This window comes from Chryseobacterium oranimense (assembly GCF_900129755.1).
In the GTDB taxonomy this organism is placed as follows: Bacteria; Bacteroidota; Bacteroidia; order Flavobacteriales; family Weeksellaceae; genus Chryseobacterium; species Chryseobacterium oranimense.
Window position 1 is genome coordinate 614,939 of sequence record NZ_FQWT01000001.1, and the last position, 21,017, is coordinate 635,955.

At 41.9% G+C, this 21,017-nt stretch carries 13 protein-coding genes; 3 read left to right on the top strand and 10 right to left on the bottom strand.

What is annotated here, in order from left to right:
• The first annotated feature begins 3 nt into the window (after nt 1-3).
• The 3 genes from BUB03_RS02830 to BUB03_RS02840 all read left to right on the top strand — a co-directional run bounded on the left by BUB03_RS02830 (nt 4) and on the right by BUB03_RS02840 (nt 6,596).
• Entirely contained in the window at nt 4-600 is a 597-nt protein-coding gene (locus BUB03_RS02830; RefSeq protein WP_455550099.1) for a hypothetical protein, read from the top strand.
• A 145-nt stretch (nt 601-745) separates the two neighbouring features.
• Nucleotides 746-1,183 carry a DUF1896 domain-containing protein gene (locus tag BUB03_RS02835; RefSeq protein ID WP_024567727.1) on the top strand — a complete coding sequence of 146 codons (438 nt, stop codon included), beginning with the start codon at nt 746-748 and terminating at the stop codon, nt 1,181-1,183.
• Entirely contained in the window at nt 1,170-6,596 is a 5,427-nt protein-coding gene (locus BUB03_RS02840; protein ID WP_024567728.1) for an N-6 DNA methylase, read from the top strand. The genes BUB03_RS02835 and BUB03_RS02840 overlap by 14 nt, the downstream gene beginning before the upstream one ends.
• 46 nt (nt 6,597-6,642) lie before the next feature.
• On the opposite strand, the gene BUB03_RS02845 is transcribed toward BUB03_RS02840, so the two are convergent.
• From BUB03_RS02845 to BUB03_RS02890, 10 genes are all read right to left on the bottom strand, one after another.
• On the bottom strand, nt 6,643-7,470 hold the full coding sequence (locus BUB03_RS02845; protein WP_024567729.1) for an RteC domain-containing protein: 828 nt from the start codon (nt 7,468-7,470) through the stop codon (nt 6,643-6,645).
• Nucleotides 7,471-7,545: 75 nt separating this feature from the next.
• The gene (locus BUB03_RS02850) at nt 7,546-8,793 is read right to left on the bottom strand and encodes an MFS transporter (RefSeq protein WP_024567730.1); all 1,248 of its coding nucleotides are present in this window, start codon (nt 8,791-8,793) and stop codon (nt 7,546-7,548) included.
• A gap of 83 nt (nt 8,794-8,876) precedes the next feature.
• Nucleotides 8,877-11,279 carry a TonB-dependent receptor gene (locus BUB03_RS02855; protein ID WP_024567731.1) on the bottom strand — a complete coding sequence of 801 codons (2,403 nt, stop codon included), beginning with the start codon at nt 11,277-11,279 and terminating at the stop codon, nt 8,877-8,879.
• Nucleotides 11,280-11,351: 72 nt separating this feature from the next.
• Entirely contained in the window at nt 11,352-11,720 is a 369-nt protein-coding gene (locus BUB03_RS22020) for a hypothetical protein (protein ID WP_024567732.1), read from the bottom strand.
• A gap of 57 nt (nt 11,721-11,777) precedes the next feature.
• Nucleotides 11,778-12,101, bottom strand: coding sequence for a DUF6122 family protein (locus BUB03_RS22025; protein WP_024567733.1), 324 nt, complete (start codon nt 12,099-12,101; stop codon nt 11,778-11,780).
• A 140-nt stretch (nt 12,102-12,241) separates the two neighbouring features.
• Nucleotides 12,242-12,640: a hypothetical protein gene (locus BUB03_RS02870; protein ID WP_139258751.1), complete on the bottom strand. Its 399-nt coding sequence runs from the start codon at nt 12,638-12,640 to the stop codon at nt 12,242-12,244.
• A 58-nt stretch (nt 12,641-12,698) separates the two neighbouring features.
• Nucleotides 12,699-14,423 carry a heavy metal translocating P-type ATPase gene (locus BUB03_RS02875; protein ID WP_228417746.1) on the bottom strand — a complete coding sequence of 575 codons (1,725 nt, stop codon included), beginning with the start codon at nt 14,421-14,423 and terminating at the stop codon, nt 12,699-12,701.
• A 354-nt stretch (nt 14,424-14,777) separates the two neighbouring features.
• Nucleotides 14,778-15,968: an efflux RND transporter periplasmic adaptor subunit gene (locus tag BUB03_RS02880; protein ID WP_024567736.1), complete on the bottom strand. Its 1,191-nt coding sequence runs from the start codon at nt 15,966-15,968 to the stop codon at nt 14,778-14,780.
• Nucleotides 15,969-15,989: 21 nt separating this feature from the next.
• Nucleotides 15,990-20,384 carry a CusA/CzcA family heavy metal efflux RND transporter gene (locus BUB03_RS02885; protein ID WP_024567737.1) on the bottom strand — a complete coding sequence of 1,465 codons (4,395 nt, stop codon included), beginning with the start codon at nt 20,382-20,384 and terminating at the stop codon, nt 15,990-15,992.
• A gap of 21 nt (nt 20,385-20,405) precedes the next feature.
• Nucleotides 20,406-21,014, bottom strand: coding sequence for a hypothetical protein (locus BUB03_RS02890; protein ID WP_024567738.1), 609 nt, complete (start codon nt 21,012-21,014; stop codon nt 20,406-20,408).
• Between the last annotated feature and the right edge of the window lie 3 nt (nt 21,015-21,017).

A 21,017-nucleotide genomic window follows, 5' to 3' on the forward strand; every position in this document is an offset into this window, starting at 1 on the left:
GCAATGATGTCCGCATTGTTGCGAAGTGATATAGCGGTAAAGGTCAGCATTGAGATTATGAATGCCTTTGTAGAAATGCGGAAAATGCTTATCAGCAATGCTTCGCTGTTTCATCGTTTGAATAATATAGAACTGAAACAACTACAAGCCGACCAAAAATTTGAGGAAATCTTTAAGGCATTGGAAAGCGACAAGCTCCACAGCGAAAATGGCATCTTCTACAACGGTCAGGTTTTCGATGCTTACGCCTTTGTGTCGGATATTGTACGAAGTGCCAAAAGCTCCATTATCCTGCTGGATAACTACGTGGACGATACAGTGCTGACTTTGCTGGGCAAGCGCAAGGAAAATGTAACCGCTACAATCTATACCAAAACTATCAGCAATCAGCTACGGCTGGATGTACAACGGTACAACAGCCAGTATGCTCCGATTGAAATTGAGGTTTTCTCCGATGCTCACGACCGCTTTTTGATTATTGATAATGCAGAACTATACCACATCGGGGCATCTCTCAAAGACCTGGGCAAAAAATGGTTTGCCTTTTCGAGAATGGATATTGAGGTCGGCAGGATGCTCCAAATTCTAAACAATCCATAAAATGAACCTCTGAATTTTCAGAGGTTTTTTATTGCTCATTGCGACAAATCCTGCCACACAAAGCCAAACCCTGCCACTTCTTCAAAGGCACTTATCTACCGCTATAATTTTAGGCTTCAAGCAAAATTCTAAACAAAATTATAGTATGAGTACACAGCAAAAAGACTTGTCGTATTACAGATTACGACTACAAGAACATCTTAATTCAGGCTTTCCTGAAAAAGCCAGCGACCACAAATTTATCGACCAGCGTTCTTCGTGGGCTGCCAATGCTTACGAGGGTGCTTTCAGTTCGGGAAACGCTATTGAGCAGTGCAACGAAATAGCCAATTACATTCTCTTTGAGGGCTTACATTTTTCAAGGTTCGATACCATTTTTCAGGTGGTCTGCAATGAGTTCGATACCCTAATGGCAGACGAGGAACTTCGACCATTTGCCCTGAAAATGTTCCGTGTTTGCGAGCCTGTTTTTGCCAAATATAAACTGACCGATGATTTCGCCTACGGTTATGAGTTTGATGTACTCTACACCGAAATAACGGGAACCATCGCAATATGGATAACCGAAAATGGGCTTCAGTAAAAAGCAACATCTCCAACAGAATATTGATGCCCTGCGAATTGCTTTTAAACTGGAAAAGGAGAACCGACAAGCCACCGTAGGCGAAAGACTGCTAATGATGCAATACAGCGGATTTGGCGGTCTTAAATTCGTTCTGAACCCCGTTGAATATGAGATGGACATCAACAATTGGAGAAAGACCGAACACGACCTTTTCTCTATTACGCAGGAGCTGCATCAGGTTTTAAAAGAAAATGCCACAGACGAAAAGCAATACAAACGATTTGTGGACAGTATGCGAAGCTCCGTACTCACAGCATTCTACACACCGCCGGAGGTTATAGATGCCGTTTCTTCCGTATTGCGTGATAGCGGTTTGAAGATTGATAAATTCCTCGAACCCTCCGCAGGTATCGGCTCATTTATACAATCCTTTTCGGAAAATCAAAAAGCCAATGTTACTGCTTACGAAAAAGATTTGCTAACGGGCAAAATCCTAAAGCAGCTTTATCCCGCAAATAATATCCGCATAAGCGGTTTTGAGGAAATCCCCGAAAAGGAACAAAGCAGTTACGATGTTGTTGCCAGCAATATCCCGTTCGGTGATACCTCTGTATTTGACCTTTCATACTCCCGAAGTAGAAACCCCGCAAAGGAGCAAGCTGCCCGAAGCATTCATAACTATTTCTTTTTGAAAGGAAATGATATGCTCCGAGAAGGTGGTTTGCAGGCTTTCATTACCTCACAGGGGATTTTGAACAGCCCGAATAATGAGCCGATACGCAGGGCATTAATGGAAAACAACAATTTGGTTTCAGCTATCCGCTTACCCAACAATCTGTTTACAGATTATGCAGGTACAGAGGTTGGCTCTGACCTGATAATCCTGCAAAAGAATACAGCAAAACCAAATTTGACCGAAGCGGAAGAATTGTTTTGCCAAAGCAACAAAACAGGATATGGTACACCCAGCAATGCTTTATTTGAGGACGGTACAAGAATTATACATACGCATTGGAAAGTAGATACTGACCCTTACGGGCAACCTGCATTAATCTATACACACAAAGACGGCGTTGAGGGCATTGCAAATGCCCTCAAAGAGATGCTTTCCGAAGATTTTGGTAACCACCTGAATTTGTCTTTATACAAAGGCGAACAACACGATGAACCTTTTATACAAATTCCAACGCCGGTAATTCCGCCTCCCATTGTTGAGCGTGAAATCATTCAGCCCCAGCAACAGCTTTTTACGACACCTGTGATAAGACAGGAAAGTCCGCAGGAATTAAAACAGCTAAGCATTTTCGACCTATTTGAAAATACAGGTGAAACTGTGGCTGTCCTTGCTCCGCCAAAAAAAGCAACATCAGCCAAAAGACAGACCAGCCAGAGAAAACGAATGCCTATCAGTCGCCAGCCCGACCTGTTCAGTTCTGCAATGCAGCAACCTTACACGCTTCCTGTTTCAAATGGCAATAAAACATTTAATGGCAAAGAACAGGAAGTAATCGGCGATTTGTTTTCGCAACAAAACGGGAATGGCCAAGCTGATAAGCCAGCCATTCCCGTAGCCGTTCTTGCCGCCATTCCCGAACCTGCGCCGTTTAGTAACGAACTGCAATCGTTCCACCGAAACGATTGCCTTGTGGTAGATAATGGCTGGGTGGGTTATCTGCAAAGTGTAGATACCGCAGACGGTACGGCTGTCTTCCACCCGTTGCAATTACCTCCTACGCAAAAAGCAAGAGCCGAAGCGTATATACAGGTACGTGATGTTTACCAACAGCTTTATACCAAAGAAGCACAGCACCAAACTGAACACAAAGAAGAAAGGGAAAACCTTAACCGATTGTACGATGCCTTTATCAAAAGGTATGGCAATCTGAATAGCGCCGATAATATCAAGCTCATTAAAACGGACAGTGCCGGAAAGGAAATGCCTTATCTGGAGCGTGTGGTGGGCGGCGTGGTACACAAAGCGGATATATTCAGCCGTCCGGTCAGCTTTTCCATCACAACATTAGCTACCGACAATCCCGATGAAGCGTTGGCGGCATCGCTGAACAAATACGGAAGTGTGGATTTGGACTATATGTCCGAAGTGAGCAATATGACTGCCGATGTGCTGAAAGAAGCCTTACACGGCAGGATTTTCTATAACCCTTTGCAACAGGAATATGAAATCGCCGAACGCTGGATTGCAGGTAACGTGGTAGAAAAAGCGGCGGATGTAAGAAACTACCTCGAAAACAATCCCGATGATGCCCAAGCCAAAGAAAGCCTTACTGCTTTGGAAGAAGCCCGCCCAAGACGAATTGAATTTGAAGAGCTGGACTTTAACCTCGGCGAACGCTGGATACCGACTGGCGTTTATGCCCGTTTTGCTTCGCATCTTTTCGATACGGATGTGCGTGTACATTATTCCGAAAGCTCCGATGACTTTTCTGTAACCTGTGGACAGAAGAATGTGCATATATGGGACAAATATGCTGTTAAGGCAGAGAGCAGAACGTTTGACGGGATTAACCTGCTGAGGCACGCCCTTGTCAATACTACGCCTGATATTACCAAGAAAATCACAATAGATGATAAGGAAGTAAAGGTTAGGGATATGGAAGCCATTCAAATGGCAAACACCAAGATTGACGAAATCCGAACTGCCTTTACAGAGTGGCTCCACGCCCAAAACAATGAGTTTAAAAACAGGCTGACCGACCAATACAATGATACCTTTAACTGTTTCGTCCGACCGAATTATAACGGAACACATCAGGAGTTTCCGGGATTAGACCGCAAGGGGTTAAAAATCCAAGACCTGTATGATAGCCAAAAGGACACCGTTTGGATGATTAAGCTCAACAACGGTGCTATCTGCGACCACGAAGTAGGTGCAGGAAAAACGCTGGTAATGTGTACGGCAGCACAGGAAATGAAGCGGTTGGGGCTGGCTCACAAACCAATGATTATCGGGCTGAAAGCGAACGTACCCGAAATTGCCGAAGCATATAGAACCGCCTATCCGCACGCTAAAATACTCTATCCGGGCATTGACGATTTTACGCCTAAAAAACGCTTGCGGATTTTTGGTGATATTAAAAACAACGATTGGGATTGCGTGATACTCACACACGACCAATTTTCTATGATACCGCAATCGCCCGAAATGCAAAAGGAAATTCTCGAAATAGAACTGGACAGTGTGGAGCGTAACCTCGATGTGCTGCAATCGCAAGGAAATGAAGTTACCAGAGGGATGCTTGCCGGAGCGATAAAGCAAAAAGAAAATCTCGAAGTAAAGCTGAAAACCCTGCAACACGATATTGAGAACCGTAAAGATGATGTGGTGGACTTCAAAATGATGGGCATAGACCATTTGTTTGTGGATGAAAGCCACCAGTTTAAAAACCTCATTTTTAATACACGCCATTCAAGGGTTGCCGGATTGGGAAATATGGACGGAAGCCTAAAGGCTTTGAACCTGCTCTTTGCCATTCGCACTATCCAAGACCGTATTGATGCGGATATGGGTGCTACTTTTCTTTCGGGTACAACCATCAGCAATTCACTGACAGAGTTGTATCTGCTGTTTAAATACCTACGCCCAAGAGCATTGGCAAAGCAAGGCATTCATTCTTTTGATGCGTGGGCGGCTATTTACGCCCGTAAGACCACCGATTATGAATTTTCGGTGGCTAATAATATCGTGGCGAAAGAACGTTTCCGCTATTTTATCAAAGTACCGGAACTGGCTCAATTCTATTCCGAAATCACGGATTACCGTACAGCGAAAGATATTGGAATTGACCGCCCCGAAAAGAATGAGGTGTTATACAACATACCGCCAACTCCCGACCAGGAAGCATTTATCCAAAGCCTGATGCAGTTTGCCAAAACGGGCAATGCCACTTTATTAGGAAGAGAGCCGCTTTCTCAACGGGAAGAAAAAGCAAAAATGCTGATTGCTACGGACTACGCCCGTAAAATGTCGTTGGATATGCGAATGGTAAGCGATATTTATGAAGACCACCCCGACAACAAGGCTTCTCATTGTGCCGCTAACATTGCGAAGTATTACCACCAATACAATGCGCAAAAAGGAACGCAGTTCATTTTCTCGGATTTAGGTACTTATAAACCGGGTGAATGGAATGTATATTCTGAAATTAAACGCAAGCTCGTGGAAGACCACAACATACCTCCACACGAAGTCCGGTTTATACAGGAAGCTAAGAATGATAAGCAGCGTAAGGAACTTATCAAAGGAATGAACGAGGGCAAAATCCGTGTGCTGTTCGGTTCAACAAGTATGCTCGGCACTGGCGTAAACGCACAGAAAAGAGCCGTTGCCGTACACCATTTGGATACACCGTGGCGACCGAGCGACCTTGCCCAAAGGGACGGGCGGGCTATCCGAAAAGGCAATGAAATTGCAAAGCATTTTGCGGACAACAAAGTACAAGTAATTATCTATGCCGTAGAAAAATCACTGGACAGCTATAAGTTCAACCTGCTATTCAACAAACAGCTTTTTATCGACCAGCTAAAGAATAATAATCTCGGTAAGCGTACCCTTGACGAGGGTAGTATGGACGAAAAATCGGGTATGAACTTCTCGGAATATGTAGCAATTCTCTCAGGAAATACCGACTTGCTGGATAAAGCCAAAATAGAAAAGCAGATTGCCGGACTGGAAAGCGAAAAGCAGGCTTACAGTCGTTCTAAATACAGTGCCAAATATAAATTGGAAGACTATACAGCCGAACTTGACAAAGCCCAATCACGCTTTGACCGTATGAGCCTTGATTGGGGAAACTTAGAGCAACGGTTACAAAAACGGCAGGACGGTACGGTTGTAAATGCTCTTGTGCTGGACGGTTTATCGCCGAATGCCGATGTAAAACAGACGGGTGCAAAACTTAACCAGCTTGCGGACAAAGCACGTACAGGAGGCGATTATGAAGAAATCGGTAGCCTGTATGGTTTTCAGCTATTGGTAAAAACCGAAGTTTCCCAAAAAGAGGGCGTGGATATTCGTGTGAACCGATTTTTTGTACAGGGCGAGGGCAATATCAAATACACGTTCAATAACGGTGTTATGGCAAAAGACCCCGAAACGGCATCACTGAATTTTTTAAGGGCTTTGGAAAAGCTGCCTGTCTATATTAAAAAGGAACAGGAGAATATTGCCGAGTTCCAAAAAGATTTGCCTGTGCTTCAGGAAGTGGTTAACGGTACGTGGTCTAAAGAAACCCGTTTAAGCGAACTTAAAACTGAACTGGCTGCCGTAGAAAGGAAAATACAGCTTTCCATAGAACCTGTTAAACAAGTAGAAGAACCTGCGGAACAAACTGAAAAAAAGCAGCAAGCTCCAAAGGTGTCAGAAAGCATTATCAGAACTAAAGGTATCCATTTGCCACGAGGCGTACTATGAAAAGAAAACGGGGATCTGCAAGTCCCCGTTCCTTTTTTATCAATTTCTAATATTCATCTTCTTCCAGCTCATCCATCCGTTTTATCAGCGCATCACGCAGGCTGTCAAGAAACTTCGTCCGGTTTATTTTTCGGGCTTTCAGCTCCATAAATGTATGGTAAAAGTCGCCTAAATCAACATTAAAGATGCTTTCAAATGTTTTGGCGATTACTTTAATATCCGTATTGTCAAATACACCCTGAGCGTGAAGGGCATATATCAATTCTGTCAATGCAGTTTTACTGCCTCGCCAATTTAAGTTAGGTAATTCTATTGATTTGCTTTTATGTATCGGGCTGTGAAGCTGGTCTTCAAGATATACTTGTATCAGGTCATTGGCGATGATTTTTGCAGCCTTATAATCGTGGGAAGTGGAAAAATTATGGTCCGCTTCAAAATAATAGGTGTCCAGACTTAGTTTAATGTCATACTTTCCCCGTACAAATAGCTTATCATCTATAAAAGTATTATTGGTTCTGTAATATTTATAAAATTCGAGGTTATTGTCAAAATATCTTTTGAGTTTTTCCAATTCATCATTATAGTATTTCTTCACTGCCTTACCGCCATAAGGTTTCTTTGTTTCGATTTTATAGATAGCGTTATAATAGATGAGCTTTGAAACAATAGCGGGCTTTTGATGCTTGAAAAAACGAATTTCTTCCTCTACATTTTTAAATCCTCTGTTCAATACATATTCTTTCACATTAGACAGGCATTTGATGATAAGTTTTATTATCACTTCAATCTGTTGTATGGAGCAATCCGTTTCAGTTTCTAATTCTTTGATTGCGGCTTCCAGATTATTCAACGTTTCGTTATAAAATTTATCCATCCTGTTTATTTTGAAATTTCTATTGGACACCTACATTGAATTAGTTGATGTCATTACATAGGGTTAGCTAATCGGTCAAAGTGCCTTTTTACGATTTCCTTTCGATGATTTAAAGGTTAAAACAGCAATTACCGCCAAAGCCAACGTAAGCATACCTCCATACAAGAACTCTTTTTCGGGAAACCGTGTGCCTAAAAAACCTGCTATCGGGTATGCTATTGCCCACCACAAATGAGAAAACGCAAAGTGAGAACCGTACACCTTACCTTGATTTTCTGATGCAATGTTTTCGCCTATTAATGTTTCTGACGGCATATCGGCAAGCGTTTGACCTATACCTGCCAAAACCCATAAGAACAGCAAGCCGTTGTACGGAACAAAATTGGCAAAGCTGATAGCTAAACCTATCAGGACAGCCCCGCTTATCAGCGATATGCTCCGTGTTTTGGTTTTATCAAGGCTGCCTAACAGAAAAGCCGTGATAGCTGCGCCTACTCCGAAAATTGCCATTATCCAGCCGTAATGCTTATCATCTAAAGCTAAAGATGTTTTTACCAAACCAACGGTATTTACCAATACCATAGCTCCGGCAATAGCAGATATAAATTCAATACTTAAAGAGAACCTTAAAATCTTGTTTCCAAACAATAAGCGAATACCTTTTATTACTTCGCTCCACGTATTGCCGGGCGGTGTACTATCGGTATTCACTCCTTTTTGCAGTGCTGCCACCGGTATAGTCAATATCAGTAGTATGGCAATGAATAATGTTGCTCCATTGACAAAGAAAATCTGCTTGGCTCCTAACCATACCGCAAATATCCCCGCCAATGCAGGACCAAATACGCTTAACAACTGAAAAGTTGCCATTGATAAGCCGTTGGCTTCCCTGTATATTTCTTTGTCTACTATCTGTGGGATAATAGCCCTGTATGTTGGCGTGAAGAATGCAGCGAATACGTTCAATGCAAATATCAACCCATACACCTGCCACTCGGCATTTACAAACGGCAGCATACACACAATTGCCATTCTTGCCAGTTGCGTTATCAGCAATATGTTTTTTCGCTTTAATTTTTCAGACACTACGCCTGCAAAGGGCGAAAAAATGATATACGCCGTTACCCGCAAAGTGAGAGCCGATGCCAATATAGCTGCCGCATTATCGGGGCTGATTTCATAGGTAAGCAATGCCAATCCTAACCACGTAAAGGCATCCCCGAACAAACTTGCGATTTGGGCAAAATAAAGCCTTGCGAAAGTCGAGTTCCGTAATGTTTTAAATGGTTCTGTAAACGCTTTTTTTAATAATTGTAATTCCATTTTACATTTTTAAATTATTCTTATTAAGCGGATAAGCACCGCCGTCAGACGGTGCTTTTTTCTATCCGCTTCGTTATGGTTTCTTAAAAATTCATTATCAGTTTCACACTGATATTACGTCCCATATTGAAAACGCCCATTCTTCCCGTTGCCGGATTTTCAGGAGCATATTTCAGTCTGCTTAAATGACTTTGATAAGCCACATCAGCAAGATTTTCTCCACTAATGAACAAAGACATAAAGTCGCTCCGGTTGAACGCCTTAATATTTGTTCCGATACCTGCACTCAATAAAGTGTATGCGGGTGTTGCTGTTTCTGTTCCGTAAGCACTGAAAAACTTATCCTGCTGAAAGAAGTGGTTAATCCCAAATTTGATGTAAGCGTTGGAAAACGTTCTATTTACATTCCTTAATTCGGCTTTGATTTCGCCCCTGTATCTCGGGGCTGGGATAAACGGCAAGTATTTCGAGCTTTCGGGTTGGCTGCTTTGGGTAGCCTGTACATACGAAAATGAGTTTTCCAAATGCAGCCATTCTATCGGTTGCGGGTGTATGTCCAAATAAATTTCGCCACCAACTAAGGTAGCGTTGCCCGCTGTATATTGAAAGGCTGGCGCACCATCAACAGGGTCGGGAATAATTTCCGTTCCGTCTTCCGCAACAAGTTTTTCGAGATAGATATAATTTTGAATGAAGTTTACAAATGGCGTAAGCTCCAACGTAATGTGTTTGGAGTTCAGAAAATAGGCAACATCTATCTGGTGACTGATTTCTGATTTTAAATCAGGTGTTCCGAACAGATAACGAAACGTTCCCTCGTGTCTTCCGTTCGCTGACAGTTCCGTACTGTTCGGCGCTCTGAAACCTCTCGATACATTGAATTTTAACGTAGAATTTTTATCGACTTGATAAGACAATCCTAAGCTACCGGAAACGCCATTGTAGTTTTTATTAAAGGCACTGAACTTTAATTCCGCATCGGGGTCTGTACTTTGCACAGGCTCTTCGTCTTCATTAAGATAGAGTTCTTTTGAGTTCATAGACCTGTTGTCAAATCTAAGTCCTCCGGCTAAAGTGAGTTTGCCAAAAGTTTTCTGTGTAAAAAGAAATGCTCCGGCATCAAACAGATTATAGGCAGGTATCAAAAATTCTTCCCCTCTGTTGGTGTTGGATTGCCACATACCACCGATACCAACCGAAGTTTCCCAGCCTCTTGATTTTTCAAAATTATACCGCACATTATAATTAAGTGTGTTCAAATCAAAGAACAATGCCGGTTCATTGGGAGCGGCGGGGTTTTCATACTCTCTTCGTTTATTGTTCTGAAAACCGAAATCGGCATTAATTGTACCTTTATTCAATATGAAATAATTGTTGGAAGAAACGCCCAAATGGTTGATGGTCTGATGTGGAAAACCGACCTTATACCCTTTATAATCATTTCCGCTTGCAACTACTTCATCGCCATTGGCATTTTCATAGATAAATCTTCCTAACTCGTCCCTTTCGCCCTCTACAAGATTAAGCGTGTTGTTATAAGAGCTGACGGTGAGGTGCGAGTGTCCCCACCTTTTGTTTATTCCCAAGAACAAGCTGCCGTTAAGTTCCTTAAAACCCGAATTGAAGACTTTCCCATCGTAGGCATTTTGATAGTTGCCCGCAAATTTATTACTAAACCTGCCCAACCATTGTAAACCATCCTTATTGCCTGCATTGGAAAGGGAGTAGCCTATCAGGTTATTATTGCTTTGGTAATTCGTAGAAACCTGCGTTTTTATCTCACCTATTGGCAAGGCTTTAGGAGCAAGAAAGTTAAGCACTCCGGCAATACCGTCCGAGCCGTACATCAGGCTGCCGGGACCTTTCACTACTTCCACTCTGTCCACCGCATTCTCATCTATTTCAATACCGTGTTCATCTCCCCATTGCTGCCCTTCTTGACGAATACCGTTATTCAATGTAATCACCCTGTTGTATCCCAATCCTCTTATGGTAGGTTTTGAAATTCCCGTACCCGTTGTTATCTGGTTTACGCCCGGTATGTTTCTCAAACCGTCAATCAGGTTGGTAGCACTGTTTTGTTTTAAGGTGTTGCCGTCAACCGCTTTGACAATAACAGGGCTTAATCTTAGTTCTGTCGAGCGGGTTACACCTGTGATGATTAACTCGTTCAGCTCCGTAATGGCAGGACTTAATACAAAGTCCATAACCGTATCTTGTGCTATCGTTATTTTCTCGATTATTGGTTCATAACCTGTAAAACTTATCTCTAAAAGATATGTTCCCCGTTTCAGGTTTTTGATTTCATAATTACCGTTTACATCCGTTGTGGTTCCGGCTTTTAAATCAGCAATATAGACTGATACCCCGGCTAAATTTTTATTATTTTCCTGGTCTTTTACTGTACCGGAAATTCTGTTTTGTGCAAATATGTTTAAGGTTGCTGAAACAAAGGCAACCAATAGCAATACGCTTTTTAAATTCATAAATCTGATTTTTTAATTCTTATAATTTGAGCTGGATAAACAGACGCTCCGGCTGCTTACCTCTATAAAAAATCAAATTATTGGCGGACCTCTGTTTTGGGTTTCAGGAAGTGTGGCTTCGTAAAAATTTGCCTTATATAATGTATATTCCGAACGATGTTCAACATTAATGCAAACAAACTGTATAGCGGTAAAAAGATGAACAGATACACAATGATTGTCACAAAGAAAACACTTCTTTAATACTTTGCTAAGGTGGGCTTTATGTTCGCAGAAACTATTGCTGCCATCTGAATAGTAAACAGTTTTTTCACATTTGGTTGCTTTTTCAAATGCAATAATTTCATCGTGGTGGTGAAACATAAGTGCAGGGCTGTTGCCGAACAGGTATAACAGCAACAGAAAAAGTCCTGCAAATTTTATGTTTCTTTTATCTTTCAATTTTAGCTACGATATGGTTAAAAATGTTTTGGATTTTCCTGTAAACTCAACGGGTATCTACCAAAGACAATCCTGAAAATCGGTTGCCATATGTAACAATAAGCCCAGCGCAACAATCCTGACTATTTTGTTGCCGAACAGCAAGAGCAAGAAATACACTGCTATTGCATAATACGAATGCAGGTAGTGAAAGCCAACGCTGCATCTGTTCGGGTCGAATATCGGTTCTGCAAACAGGTGGTCTATATCAACAAGCATTGTTGCTAACAAAATTATCCAGACCATCTTCCATTCCTTTCTGAAAAACACGAAGGCAACCAATCCCGGAAAGAGAAGGTGCAAAGCGTAGTGGATAATATTTTGCAGTACGAATAAGGACATTTAGTTATTTTTCTTTGGTCGTTTTTTAGTCGGGTATGAAGCCTATTAATAGTTTATGTTGATTTGTTATGGAAATAAAGCCTTGCGGAAGTCTTATTCCACAAAGCCTTATTATTTCACCGCCAATTTTAGATGAAAAATTAGTGTTGATGTCCGTGTGCTTTGTCAGCAGCAGAAACCTCATTTTTAAATTTTCCAACCAACTTTTTGCCCTCATAGGTAATCGTAACGGTGCAATTCGTATGGATGCCATTTTTAGGCAATGCCACTGTCAATGCTCCATTTTTACCTGCGATAAGATTAGCTGTTGATTTACTGCCATTTTCAAAAGCAAATTCTACCGAGCCGGTAGCCGTTTTGGTTAACGTTTTAGCATTGGCATCCAGCACATAAAAAGTAAGCGCATTGTTGGCTTTTACCATTTCGATATGGTAGTTGTCAATATCTACCATTTTACCCCCGTGTGGAGCTGCACCGTGTCCGCTTTGAGCCATTGCAGGGCTAATTGCTAAAGTTGCAATAGCAACCACTAAAGCCATTCCGATTGATTTGATTTTTCTCATTTTTTTTGATTTTTAAAAAGTGAATAATTAAGAATTAAATTTTTACCCTAAGTAATTTGATTGAATTAAGAAACACCAGCGTATCAGGTAACAGGTGGATGATGGCTGCCTGCACCGGTCCTAAAACTCCCGTTAACACCAATGTGATACCTACAACGTGTACCACACCCACACCGCCGATGATATTTTCCTTAATTGTCCTGAATGCTTTTTTACTGATGGCTTTGGAACGGGCTATTTTTTCCAGCTTATCTTCCACCAATACAATATCAGCCGCTTCCATTGCAGCTTGTGTACCCACTATGCCCATAGAAATACCTACATTCGCCTGTACCAAAGCAGGTGCATCGTTAATGCCGTCACCAACCATTGCTACTTTTTCGCCTTTGGATTGTAGTTCCTGTATCGCCTTGATTTTGTCTTCAGGCAGCATATCTGCCCTGAATGATGTAATACCTAATTGTCCTGATACGTGTGCTGCCGTCTGTGGATTGTCGCCTGTGAGCATAATGATGTTTTCTACACCGCTTCTTTTCAATTCCTCAATCATTTCCTTTGCTCCCGGACGTATCGCATCTGACACATAAAACACAGATGCCGCATTGCCATCCACCGCCATATAGATAGCCGTATCGGTGAGGTTTTCGCTATTGACGGTTACGGAAATAGTATGGTCGTCCATCAGCGTTTTGTTACCTATCAGCACTTTTTTATTGTTGATGGTAGCACTGATACCTTTCCCTTTGAATACCTCAAAATCCGTAGGCTCTGATAACGAAGCACCCATATTGTCCGCATACATCAGTATAGCATTGGCAAGGGGGTGGCTGGAACGGTTTTCCGCTGATGCCGCTAATTGCACCAATTCTTTTTCAGTAAAGCTGTCATCGAGTATTTCAACTCTGTTTACGGTAGGCTTACCTATGGTCAATGTGCCTGTTTTGTCAAAAACAATGGTTTTTATCTTCGCCAATTCTTCCAAAAACTTACCGCCTTTTACAAGTATTCCTTCTCTTGCGGCTCTTGCTATGGCAGAAATGGTTACTAAAGGCGTAGCTAAGCCTAATTCGGCAGGCGAAGTGAAAATAAGCAGGGCTATCACGAGCTTTACATCTTTAGTTAGTAGGTAAACACCCAATACAAAAACGAAAACAACGGGTATCAGCCACGCCGCTACCTTATCCGTTAATTTTTCAATAGGGGCTTTACTGCTTTCTGCTTCTTCTACCAAAGCGATAATGCGTGAAAACACCGTATCTTTTCCCGCTTTGGTCATTTCTACGTCCAAAGCCCCTAACTCCAGTATTGTACCTGCAAATACTTCTGTACCGGAATTTTTTTCTACGGGTACGCTTTCTCCTGTTATGGGGGCTTGGTTTACAGACCCCGAACCCGCCACTATCTTACCGTCAACGGGTATTTTTTCGCCAGCCTTTACCACCACAATATCACCCACCGTCAGTGATGCAATAGATACGGGCTGCTCGTTACCGTCCTTTTTCAATATGGCTGTCTGTGGCACAGAACCGATGAGTTCCTTTATAGATGCTCTTGCTCTTTCACCGCTTGCACTGGCAATGTATTCGGCAATCAGGATAATCATCAGCACCACAGAACCCGCTAAATATTCTTTACCAACGACCGATACGATTACGGCAATGGAAATAAATAACTCCGTACCTATTTTCCGTTCCCTGATTAATTCGAGAATGGCAGTTTTTAGCAATGCGTATAAACCAAAAGCCGTAGCTGCCAGCAAGACGGGAAGTGGTATAATTTCTAAATAAAACAACAGGCTGGCAATACCCACTGTAATAATGCGTATGATTTCCCAAAAAAATTGCCGGGAAAAAAAGGTTTGTAAATAGTTCATATTGTTATGATATTAATGGGTATGCCCTTTGGATATACCCAAGTTTGAAATAACTACCGATAATATGAGCAATGCTATAAACAATACTACCCCAAGGGCAATCAAACCATACTTCATCTTTTTAGATAGGGGTCTGTTATTTGTACCTCCTTTTCTTTTCGGAGGAGGTACAAATTTTTTCCTCTTTCTTGTTTTCCGACTTCTATTTGTTCTTGATTTCATACAGTAGATAGCATTGTCTTATTCTTCCTCTTCAGCGTTTTTAATTGCCGAAAGAATGGTATAAGCATTTTTAGTAACTACCTTTAATGATTGCTGATTAACACTTTGAGGCAATTCGATAGCCGTATAGCCTTCCTGTTCCATACCTTTGGCAACTTGTACCAACTGGAAGGTATAGCCGTCTTTACTATCCGCTGTTTGAATAATGATGTAATCCAAACCGTCCAACTGAACAATGGCATCATTCGGTACTGCACTCTTTTGTTCCGTTCCTGTTTCTACCCACGCCTTTACATACATTCCCGGTAAAAGTTTTGCATCTTTGGTAAAGCGGCAAAGCACAGGTATCATTTTTTTGTCATCGGCTGCCTGACCTACCAAGTACACTTTTGCTGTGTGGCGGTAATCATTCTCATTAGATAATGAAAACTTAACCGTTTGCCCAACCTGAATTTTTCCCAAGTCTTTTTCAAAGGCATTTAAGGCAAGATGCAGGGCATCTGTACCTGTTATCTCAAACAGCACATCGGTAGGGGCAGCATATTTACCAATGTTGGTATTGCTGCTTTTGATATAACCTGAAATGGGTGCATAAATGCCCGCAGTTCTGGAAATTTTATTGCTGCTTTTTAAACTTGCGCTGCTGATGCCAATGAGTGCCATTTGCTGTTCTAATCCGGCAATACGGGCTTTCATTACATTATAATCTGAACTTACCTGTTGAAAAGTCTTTGCTGCATTCACATCCTCGTTTCTCAATTCCTGCTGCCTTTTGTATTCCTGCGATAAATATTCCAACCTGCCGATACTTTCCAGATATTCCTGCTGAATGGTAATAAATTCCGGGTTTTCAATGGTGGCTAATTGCTGTCCTTTTTTTACAGCTTGCCCCGGTAGCAGCCCTGCTGTTTTTATATAACCTCCCAATGGTGCTGACACTGTGGCTATACTGTTAGGGTCAGCTTCGATAGCTCCCGTCAGCTTGATGATATTACTTAGGTTTCTTAATTCGATAGCACCTGTTTGTATCTCTGATAGCTTATACTGGTCAGGAGTAAACGTAATTTGTCTGACCGAAGAAGCTGTGTCCGCCTTGCTTTCTGCGGTAGTCTGCTCCCCGGCAGCTTGCTCTTTTTTATCCTTACAGGATACTACCACTATTGCTGATAGCAGTAGGAGCGGTATATATTTTTTAAATGACCTATTCATTATTTTAATTTTTTTGAATGATTAATTTTTACCTGAAATTGCTTCTATGGAAATAACGACCCTGTTGAAATTATACAGGTTGTCTATATACTCCGAATGGATGTTATTGGATAGCGTAAGGTTTTGCAAATATTGTGTATAGGAAATATCACCGCTTCTAAAACCTTTATCCGAGTTGTTGATAATCAGGTCTGCCTGCGGCAATGCCTGTGTCTGATAATAGTTTATTGACTTCTGATATTTCACATACTCCTGCGCCAGCTCTTTTAATTGTCCGTTCAGGTTCATCGTTGTCAGTTCCACCTGTTTTTGTGCAATCTGCTCGTTGATTTTAGCCGCATTGATTTTGGATTTATAACCTCCGGGGAAAAGAGGAATAGCAACACCAATCTGGAAAAAATTAAACCGGTCTTTTCCGGTATAGGTTCTGTCTATACCGTTTATTGTTTGCAAGCCTTTGTAGGTTTGACCGTTATAACCTAAAATAATATCCGGTAGCATCTTGCTTCTCTCCAAAGAGATTTCTCTTTGGCTTACATTGATTTCCTGTTGCAGATATTGAATGATGGGATTATTGGCAGTAGATGCGTTATCCATAGGCAATAATATATCTCTTGGAACTAATGCGGTATCTGCTATACTGATATCATCGGTTGTGTTGAGCAATGTCTGTAAAAGCTGCTTGGCAATTTTTATATCGGCTTCGTTCTTTTCCAGCTCATTTTGAATTTGCCGGTACTGTACAGATGAAGTAGCATTTTCAAGGCTTGTACTTTCTCCTGTCCGGTATCTCACGTCGCTTGCTTTGCTTAGCTTACTAAAAATGGTGTCCTGCTCTAACAACAGCTTCCTTTTTTCCAAAATGTACTGGTATTGCAGGTAAGCCAGCTTCACGTCTTCTACAAGGTCGTTTTCGGTCACAGCTTTGTATTTTTCGCTGCTTTGTATTCTTTCCTGCGCCAGCTTTGACTGGTTGCCGTAAACCGTTGGAAAATCAAAACGCTGTGTAACACTGATTAAATTATCATTAATGGTAGGATTACTCACTACGCCCTGCGTATAGGAAATTTCTGTCTTAGGAATAGTAACGCTTCCTTTTTTTAAAGCCTGCTGGACATTGATGTTATACTCCGCTATCTTGATGCTGTTGTTGTTTTTTAACGCCTCGTCAATAGATTGCTGCAAGGTCAGCACTCTCGTTCCCGAATTGGATGGTACTTGCGCCTGCATTACAGATGGGAAACAGAAAAATCCCAATAGCAATATGGCGGTAGGTAAGGCTTTGTTTTTACGCATTTTGAAAGATGATTTAGTGAAGTAGATATACAGTACCGGCAGCACTACAAGGGTTAAAGCGGTTGCCGTTATCAGCCCTCCAATAACTACCGTAGCCAACGGGCGTTGTACTTCTGCACCTGATGAGCTGGACAAAGCCATTGGTAAAAAGCCTAAAGAGGCTACGGCGGCTGTCATCAATACAGGTCTTAACCTTACCCGAGTGCCAATACGCACCCTTTCGTAAATATCTTCTACACCGTCTTTTGCCAATCGGTTAAATTCCGCTATCAATACAATCCCGTTCAGAACCGCAACCCCAAACAACGCAATAAAACCTACACCTGCAGAAATACTGAAAGGCATATCCCTGATAAGTAGAGCAAATACACCGCCTATTGCAGACAATGGAATAGCTGTGAATATTAATAAGCCCTGCTTTACCGAACGGAATGTAAAGTATAAAAGCAATAGGATGAGCAATAGTGCGACAGGCAAAGCTACTGCCAGCCTTGCGTTGGCTTCTTCGAGATTTTTAAATTGCCCGCCATAGGTGATATAATAGCCTGATGGCATCTTAACCTTAGCATTCACAATATCCTGAATATCGTTTACGATGCTTTTTACATCTCGGTTTCTTACGTTGAAACCAAGTGTAATCCGTCTTTTCGCATTATCTCGCTGTATTTGTACCGGACCGGGTTTGTAAGCAATATTCGCCACCTCGCTTAAAGGGATTTGCTGACCTGTGGGCGTACTTACAAATAGATTTTGAACATCTGTAATGTCTGCTCTTGAAGCATTATCCAATCGTACTACCAAATCAAAACGTCTTTCTCCCTCGTACACCAAACCTGCTGCTTTACCGGCAAAGCCTGTTTCGATGGCACTGTTCACGTCCTCAACGTTCATTCCGTATTGGGCTATCTTATCTCGGTCAAACTGTATGCTGATTTGTGGTAAACCCGTAATTTCTTCCACATACAAATCTTCTACACCCTCAACATTTCTTATTTTCCGACCTACATCTGAAGCAAGGTCAGAAAGCACATCTAAATCTTCACCGTATATTTTTAAAACCACATCCTGCTTAGCACCGGTAAGCAATTCGTTAAAACGCATCTGTATGGGTTGCTGGAAACTGAATGTTGCATTGGGGATTACAGATAGAGATTGTTGCATTTTTTCAATCAGTTCTTCTCTGTCGCCTGCACTTGTCCATTCTTTTTTAGGCTTTAGCTTAACAACCATATCTCCCGCTTCAATAGGCATTGGGTCTGTCGGAATTTCACCCGAACCTATTTTGTTTACTACCTGTTCTACTTCGGGATAGTTCTTCAATAAAATGGTTTGTGCTTTTTGGGAAACGTCTATCATTTGGGTGATGGAGCTTCCCACGGGAACCCTTGTTTCCACTGCAAAATCGCCCTCGTCCAACTGCGGGATAAATTCACCGCCCATTCTGTTGAATGTGATAAGTGTGATGATGAACAATACCACTGCAACCGATACTACCAAAAGTTTTCGCTTCATCGCACCATTAATGATAGGTGTATAAACTTTCTGTATGGCTTTCATCATCCTGTCCGAAAAGTTTTCTTTGTGCGTTGTCTTTTTACTCAACACCAATGCAGACATCATCGGAACGTAAGTGAACGATAACAGGAATGCGCCTAAAATGGCAAAAGAAACTGTTTGTGCCATTGGTCCAAACATTTTACCCTCAACGCCTACCAATGCTAATAAAGGCAGGTACACGATTAAGATAATAATCTCGCCAAATGCTGCTGCGGAACGTATCTTACGGGACGACTGATAAACTTCTTCGTCCATTTGGTCTTGTGTCAGTTTAGCCACGCCACCGTACCGTTCCTTGCTACCTGTAATCCTATGCAACACCGCCTCAACTATAATGACCGTTCCGTCAACGATTATCCCGAAGTCAATTGCCCCCAAGCTCATCAGGTTTCCTGAAACTCCAAAAACCCGCATCATTGCTATTGCAAACAACATTGCCAGTGGAATTACAGAAGCCACTACCAATCCGCCTCGCAGGTTTCCTAAGAAAAGTATCAATACAAAAATTACAATTAATGCCCCTTCAATAAGGTTGGTTGAAACGGTTGAAATAGCTCCGTCCACCAATTTTTTACGGTCGAGGAAAGGCTCTATTTCTACACCTTCGGGTAAACCTTTCTGAATTTCCGCAATCTTTTCTTTTACATTGGTAATAACCTCCGATGAGTTAGCTCCTTTCAACATCATAACGATACCTGTAACGGTTTCGCCCTCACCGTTACGTGTGGCTGCTCCGTATCTTGGACCGTTGCCAAAACGAACTTCGGCTACATCTCTTAACAAAACGGGTACGCCTCCCTCGGTTTTTATAACAATTTTTTTGATTTCCTCAATGTTCTTTACCAAGCCTTCGCTTCGGATAAAGAAAGCATTCGGACCTTTATCAATATATGCACCTCCCGTATTTTGGTTGTTTTTTTCCAGTGCTGTGAAAATATCGGAGATATTAATGTTCTGGCTGGCAAGCCTGTCAGGTTCAATGGCGATTTCGTATTGCTTTACAAACCCTCCGAAGCCACTTACTTCCGCCACGCCGGGCGTACCTAATAGCTGCCGTTTAATAATCCAGTCCTGAATGGTTCTTAACTCTGTGGCATCGTACTTATCTTCATAGCCTTTTTTGGGATGGATAACGTATTGGTAGATTTCGCCCAAACCGGTGGTTACAGGAGCCATTTCAGGCGTACCCACCCCTTCGGGGATATTTTTAGCTGCAATAGTCAGCCTTTCCTGTACCTGTTGCCTGCCCCAATAGATGTCTACCTTTTCTTCAAATACAATGGTAACAATAGAAAGCCCAAAACGGGAAAAGGAACGCATATCCTTTATACCCGGAATGCTGACCATTGTCTGCTCCACGGGAAAGGTTACGAGCTGTTCCACTTCCTGCGCCGCCAGTGTAGGCGATACAGTAATGACCATCACCTGATTATCCGTGATGTCAGGTGTGGCATCAATAGGAAGTTTGGTAAGCGAATAGGAACCCCAGCAAATTAATGCCAGGGTAAATAATCCTATTACCAACTTATTCTTGATTGAAAAATGAATGATGTTATTTAACATATCATAATGTTATTAGAATATTTATTGTTTAAGAAGATACTGTCCTTTCATTTTGATTTTAACAGTAATGTTCTCATTGGAATTGTTTTTGAAATACCAGCCCTGCGGACCTTCAAACGGAGCGACTAAAGAGCCGACCATATTATTGGAATAGGCAATAGTATAGCTTTCAAAGTAGTTGCTGTTGTTCTTTACTTCGCCGTGAAAGTCAAAGTATAGCTCACCTTTATCGGTAATCCATTCATATTTCATCTGACCGTATTTCAACATATTTACTTTGTATTCCAATCCTTCGCCTGCCGGAATAACCACGCTTACCTCGTCTGTACGTTCTGCCAGTTGAGTGGCTGGTGGCGGGTTATCTGCCGCCGCTGGTTTGGCAACATCTGCCGGAGAGCCAACATTTTCCAGTTTTAGTATCTTGTGCGGTCCCGAAGCCAACGCTTCCGTACCTGCATCACCAACATACAGCTTGCTAAAGCCTGTTGCCTTGCCAATACCCAAAGGGTCTATCCCGTATTCAGCCGGGAGTACGGCACTTACCAAGAGTACCGCTCCAATAACCAAAGCAATAATGACCTGCTTTACAATGGATTTCTTATCTAAGATTTGATGTGCTATTTCTGCCATTTT